Raw genomic sequence first — 2,575 nt, 5'->3', positions numbered from 1 at the left:
GCCCGACCGTGCCCGGCCCTTGACCTCTGCTGATGGCATGTGATCGTCGTGGACATCGTCATCACGACCACGATCATTGCGTCGCTGTTCCTGGTCATCGGGGTTGCCGAGCCTTTGGCGGCGCGGTTGCGGCTGCCCTACAGCGTGATCCTGGCGGTGATCGGCGTGCTGATCGGCGCCGGGGCGATCTTCTTTCTCCAGACCGAGCTGACCGACGCGCTGAACCCGGTGGCCGAGGCGATCCTCGGGCTGCCGATCCGATCGAACGTGTTCCTCTACGTCTTTCTGCCGACCCTGCTGTTCCAGGCGACGCTGGGGATGAACCTGCGGCGGATGCTGGACGACTGGGTGCCGATCCTGGTGCTGGCCGTGGTCGCGGTGGTGGTGGCCACGCTGGGCGTCGGCTATGCGCTGGCCTGGGTCAGCGGCCTGCCGCTGGCGACCTGCCTGCTGGTCGGCGCGATCGTGTCGACCACCGACCCCTCGGCGGTGGTCTCGATCTTCCGCTCGATCTCGGCGCCGCGCCGGCTGGCGCGGATCATCGAGGGCGAAAGCCTGCTGAACGACGCCGCCGCCATCGCGCTGTTCGGCCTGTTCATGGGCTTCGTGATGCTGGGCGTGCCCGATCCGGACCTGGGCGACGCGCTGGCGCAGTTCCCGCTGCTGATCGCCGGCGGCGCGCTGACCGGGTGGCTGGCGGCGCGGCTGGCGGTCTGGGTCATGGCGCTGGTCTGGCGGCACGAGCTGGCGCAGATCTCGATCTCGGTCGCGCTGCCCTACCTCGCCTACATCGGCGCGGAACAGACGGTCGGCGCCTCGGGCGTGATCGCGGTGGTGGTGGCCGGGCTGACCGTCAACCTGGTGGCGCCGGGGCGCCTGCCGCCGCAGGCCTGGACCAACCTGCGCGAGCTCTGGGGCATCCTGGCGCATTGGGCCGGGGCGCTGATCTTCATCCTCGCGGCGCTGCTGATCCCGCGCCTGCTGGAAGAGGTCAGGCTGTCGGACCTGCTGCTGGTCGCGGTGGTGGTGCTGGCCGCCGCCGCCGCCCGGGCGGTGATCCTGTTCGGCCTGCTGCCGCTGCTGACCCTGCTGCGCCTCTCGCCCGCGGTCGAACGGCCCTACCGCGTCGCCATCCTGTGGGGCGGGCTGCGCGGGGCGGTGACGCTGGCGCTGGCCCTGGCGGTGACCGAGAGTTTCCGCGTGCCGCTCGAGACCAAGCGGCTGGTCGGCATCCTGGCCACCGGCTTTACCCTGTTCACGCTGATCGTGCAGGGCGCGACGCTGCGCAGCGTGATCACCCGGCTGGGGCTGGACCGGCTGTCCGCGATCGACCAGGCGCTGTCGCGGCAGGTGGTCGCCGTGGCGCTGCAGACGGTGCGCGAGGACGTGGCCGAGACCGCCGGCAACTACGAGCTGAGCCACGACATCACCCGCGCCGAGGCCAAGCGCTTTGGCGAGCGGCTGGACGTCGCGGTGAAATCGGCCGAGGCCAGCGCCGACATCCTCGACCGCGACCGCATCACGCTGGGGCTGATCGCGCTGGCGGGCCATGAACGCGACACCATCCTGTCCCGGGTCAAGGAACGGACGATCTCGGCCCGCATGGCCGACCAGGTGCTGTCGGACGCCGACCGGCTGATCGAGGCGGCCCGCACCCAGGGGCGCAGCGGCTACCAGCGCGCGGCGCGGCGCAGCGTCGCCTACGGGCGGGCCCTGCGGCTGGCCCTGTTCCTGCATGGCCGCCTGCGCCTGCCCGCCCCGCTGCCCAGCATGACCGCGGACCGCTTCGAGCTGCTGCTGTCGCAGCGCCTGATCCTGCGCGACCTCGGCGGCTTCATCGACCGGCGCATCCAGCGGATCCACGGGCGCCGGGTGGCCGACCTGCTGCAGGAGCTGCTGGGCCGCCGGATCGAGACGGTGGAGACGGCGCTGGACGGGTTGCGGCTGCAATACCCCGGCTATGCCGAGGAACTGGAGCGGCGCTTCATCCGGCGCACCGCCCTGCGGCTGGAAGAGCGCGAATACGCCGCCATGCGCGAGGACGGGCTGATCGGCGAGGAGGTGTTTACCGCGCTGATGCAGGACCTCGCGGCGCGGCGCGCGGCCGAAGAGCTGCGCCCGCCGCTGGATCTTGCGATGCAGCGCGGCGACCTGGTGCGCCAGCTGCCGCTGCTAAGGGATCTGGACGCGGCGGCGCTGAAACGGCTCGGGCGGGCGATGGGCACCCGCTATGCCAACGCCGGCGAGGTGGTGATCGACAAGGACAGCCCGCCGCGCAGCGTGTACTTCATCGCCTCGGGCGCGGTCGAACTGGAGGCCGGCGGCCAGACCTGGCGGCTGGGCCGCGGCGAGATGTTCGGGCAGATGGCGGTGCTGACGAAACGCAACCCGCGCGCCGAGGTGCGCGCCATCGCGCCCTCGACGCTGCTGGTGCTCGACGAGACGCGCTTTCGCCGCCTGCTGAACCGCAGCGCAGCGCTCCGCGACGCCGTCCGCGCCAGCGCCGAAAAACGCGGCATCGACCCATCACTCATCCTCACAGACACCAAAACCTCCGGCTGAGCCGGAGGAGGCG

Annotated in this window: 1 protein-coding gene; it reads left to right on the top strand. The window is 71.6% G+C overall.

Going from position 1 to position 2,575, the window contains the following annotated elements; translation table 11 throughout:
• Window positions 1–48: 48 nt before the first annotated feature.
• The gene (locus MAA8898_RS25520; protein WP_094023823.1) at window positions 49–2,562 is read left to right on the top strand and encodes a cation:proton antiporter; all 2,514 of its coding nucleotides are present in this window, start codon (window positions 49–51) and stop codon (window positions 2,560–2,562) included.
• Window positions 2,563–2,575: the final 13 nt, after the last annotated feature.

Origin of the sequence: Antarctobacter aquimaris, from assembly GCF_900184945.1 — a bacterium.
Taxonomy (GTDB): domain Bacteria; phylum Pseudomonadota; class Alphaproteobacteria; order Rhodobacterales; family Rhodobacteraceae; genus Maliponia; species Maliponia aquimaris.
The sequence above is the reverse complement of the archived record's forward strand: the minus strand, read 5'-3'. Positions and strand labels throughout refer to the sequence as shown.